The sequence below is a fragment of the Deltaproteobacteria bacterium genome (assembly GCA_003696105.1).
Classification (GTDB): Bacteria; Myxococcota_A; Polyangia; order Haliangiales; family J016; genus J016.
On the sequence record RFGE01000208.1, the window covers coordinates 1 to 3033 of the forward strand.

Consider the following 3033-nt stretch of genomic DNA (forward strand, 5'->3'; position numbering starts at 1 on the left):
CCGAGATTCGCCCATGCCTGGTGGTTCTCGGGATACAGCTCGACCGCTTTGAGGAACTCCTTCTCGGCCGATGCGTACTCGCGATTGCGCAACAGCGCGATGCCCTTATTGGACGCCTCGATTGAGGCGTTGCGATCCTGGTTTGCGCACCCGACCGCAAAGAGCGCGACCACCGTTGCAACTGCTGCAATGCGAAGCATGGTTTGCCTCCGTCGTAGGGTGGCGCGACTATAGCAGGCTCGGCGCCGCCGCTCCACGCCGCACACCGTCGTCTCGCGCGTCACGCCGCGCCCGCACGCGACCGACCGGAGCGCCGGCAGCGCCCAGCAGGTGGCCACCGGCGCACCGCACCCCGCCCGCTGCGCGCTCACTCGCCGGCCGGGCGGAACGTGAACGGGTAGCGAACGTTGACCAACCCGCCGCCCTTCGGCTTCGGGAACTGGATGGTCTTGATCGCCGCGGCGACGCAGTTTTCGACGGTCTTGTCGCCGATCCCGCCCGCGGTCACCGACAGCACCGCGCCGTTGCCGCTGATGGTGAAGTTGGTGACCACCGTACCCGACAGCTTCTGATTCACGAGCAGTTGCTTCTCGTAGCAGTACTTGATCTGGGGCAGCTTCTTGCGGATGTAGCGGCGAATGATGCTCTTGTCGAGATCGCCGGTCGCCGTGGCGTGGCCGATGCTCACCTGCGGCGGCCGCGCCTTGCGCCCGCGCATACCACCGCCCGCCGACCCGATGCCGTAGCCCGACCCCGTGCCGGAGCCGTGGCCGATCGTGCCGTAGCGCCCCGTGCCGATCGTGCCCCACCCGGTACCGCCGCCGCCGGGCCCCGTTCCCTTGAGACCGTAGCCCCAGCCGCCCTGCATCTCGCCCACCTCATTGCCGATGAGACCGCCGTAGACGTCGCGATCGTCGAGGCCCGAGCTGAAATCGCCCGTCCCGGTGATCGACGCGAACGCCCCGCCCGGCTGTGCATTGAACGCGCCGAGGATGCCCGACGTGCGCGCGGCCTCCATCGCCTGCTGGCGCGCGAGCTGCGGATCTCCGTCGTAGTTGCGCTTCATTGCGTACTGACCCGACTGCCGCGTCGAATCCTTCTTGCCCATCTTGCCCTCGTCGAGCGCCATCTTCGTACCGGTGCCACCCGACTTGTCGTCCCCCTTGTCATCCTCCGCGAGTTGCTCCTCCTGCTTCGGATCCTCGACCGGAGCAGTCTGCACGCGCGCCATGCGCATGTCGCCCCCGAGAGGATCGAAGAACATGGTTTCCGCCGACGGCGGCGCCGAGAACGCGAGCGCGAGGAAGCCGAGCATGACGGCGGCCGCACCGCCGACGTACGACAGGATCGTGCGGTCGATCGTCGCCAGCAAAGGCATCGGCAGCGCGCGCGGACGCGGCACGGCCGACACCAGGAACGTATTGCGCCCAGCGAGGATACGGAGGCGCGACCGCGGCGGCAGGGACATCTCATACGCACCCGGCGCCGTCGTCGACGGGCGGGCGCGGTTCTGCGCCACCAACTCGCTCAGCGGCGTCGTCGCACCCGACTCGTCCGTGAACTCGCCGGTCATGTTCTGCGCGAAGTTCACGACGAACTCGTCGCCGTGCGGCGCGACGAGTGCGAACTCGGGCGCCGGCGCGTCCGCGAACGGGAACTCGACGTTCTCCGTGGTGCCGATGCGGAAATACGGGGACTCTTTTTCGCGGCGGAGGCGCAGGAGCCCAATCGTGGCGAGCACGAGCGCGCCGCCGAAGCCGCCGAACGTAATGAAGTCGTACGCGATGCTCAGCGGCCGAGGCCGGAAGTCGTGCAGCGGCAGTCGCTCGACCTCCGTCCACTCGTGCAGCGCTTCCTTGTTGAACTTGGCGTTGGCCACCCCCGTGAAGAAGCCGTAGAAGCCGATGAGGAGGCAGATCGCCGCCCCGACGAACAGCGCGATGGTCCGGGTGGAGACCTTGCCGCCCCGCGGATTCGTCAGGTGCCGGACGTCGACCACCGAGTCGTCGAGCATGGCGGCGACCTCGACCGCCGGCGCACCGGCCACGTCGTCGACGAGATCGGTGAGCGGCGCGGCGGGCGCGGCGCCGCCATACACCGGCGGCCCGGAGGCGGGCGCCGGCGCGCCGTACGTGGGCGCCGGTGCCGCCCCACCGAGGCCGGGCGGCGGCGCAATACCGGCCGGCGGCGGCACGTGGGCAGCCGCAGCCGGGGGCGCGACCGCCGCCGGTGCGGCCGCGGGGGCCCGAGCCGCCGGCGCGCCGGGTCCGCCGACCGAGGGATGCGGGACCGACGCGATCACTTCCTGCGGGCCGCTCTGGGTGGCGATTGGCGACTCTTGCACCTTGGTCGGCGCATCGTCCATGTCCTCGACGGGCTCACCGACGGAGAACTCGATGCGCAGGTCGCCGAGTTGGATCAGGTCGCCGTCTTGCAGCTTGGCCTTGTTGACCTTTTGCCCGTTGACGATCGTGCCCTTGGTGGACCCGAGATCGATGATGCTGATGTCACCGGGGCCCTGGACCTCGATGACCGCATGCATCCGCGACACCGACTCGTCGTCGAGTCGCAGATGCGAGGACGACAGCTTGCCGACCTTGATGACGGGCTGGGTCAGCGTCTCTTCGCGGATGAGCTCGTCGCCCTTGAAGATGCGGAACGTCAGCGGAATTCTGGCACCGGCCATCGAAGCACTCCACGTAGTCAGTCAGGTTGAACGAGTGGAAGCTGCGCCAGCCGGAGCCTCGCGGACGATCCGTCCGCCTACAGATCCTCGGCGGACTTCACGATTTCTCGAATGAAGTCCTTGCGGATCCGAATCAAGCTCGTGTGGGTGGCGAACTTCCGGGTATCCAAGAACTCTCCGTCCGGCTTGATGAGATCGCCGTCGATCTCGTCGCCGGTGAAGTCGTAGGTCTTGACCCGCTGCTTCGACGGCGTCTGCTTCGCCGACGCGCGGGCCTTCTTCTTCTGCGCCGCCGCCTCGTGCATGGCGACGGGCGCGGTGAGGGCAGCCATGGCGCATCCCGCAAC

At 68.4% G+C, this 3033-nt stretch carries 2 protein-coding genes; both read right to left on the reverse strand.

The features are described 5' to 3' along the window. Positions 1-367: 367 nt before the first annotated feature. Complete coding sequence (locus tag D6689_13865; GenBank protein RMH40416.1) at positions 368-2686, reverse strand: FHA domain-containing protein; 2319 nt, start codon at positions 2684-2686, stop codon at positions 368-370. A gap of 77 nt (positions 2687-2763) precedes the next feature. Next, on the reverse strand, positions 2764-3018 hold the full coding sequence (locus D6689_13870; protein RMH40417.1) for a hypothetical protein: 255 nt from the start codon (positions 3016-3018) through the stop codon (positions 2764-2766). Between the last annotated feature and the right edge of the window lie 15 nt (positions 3019-3033).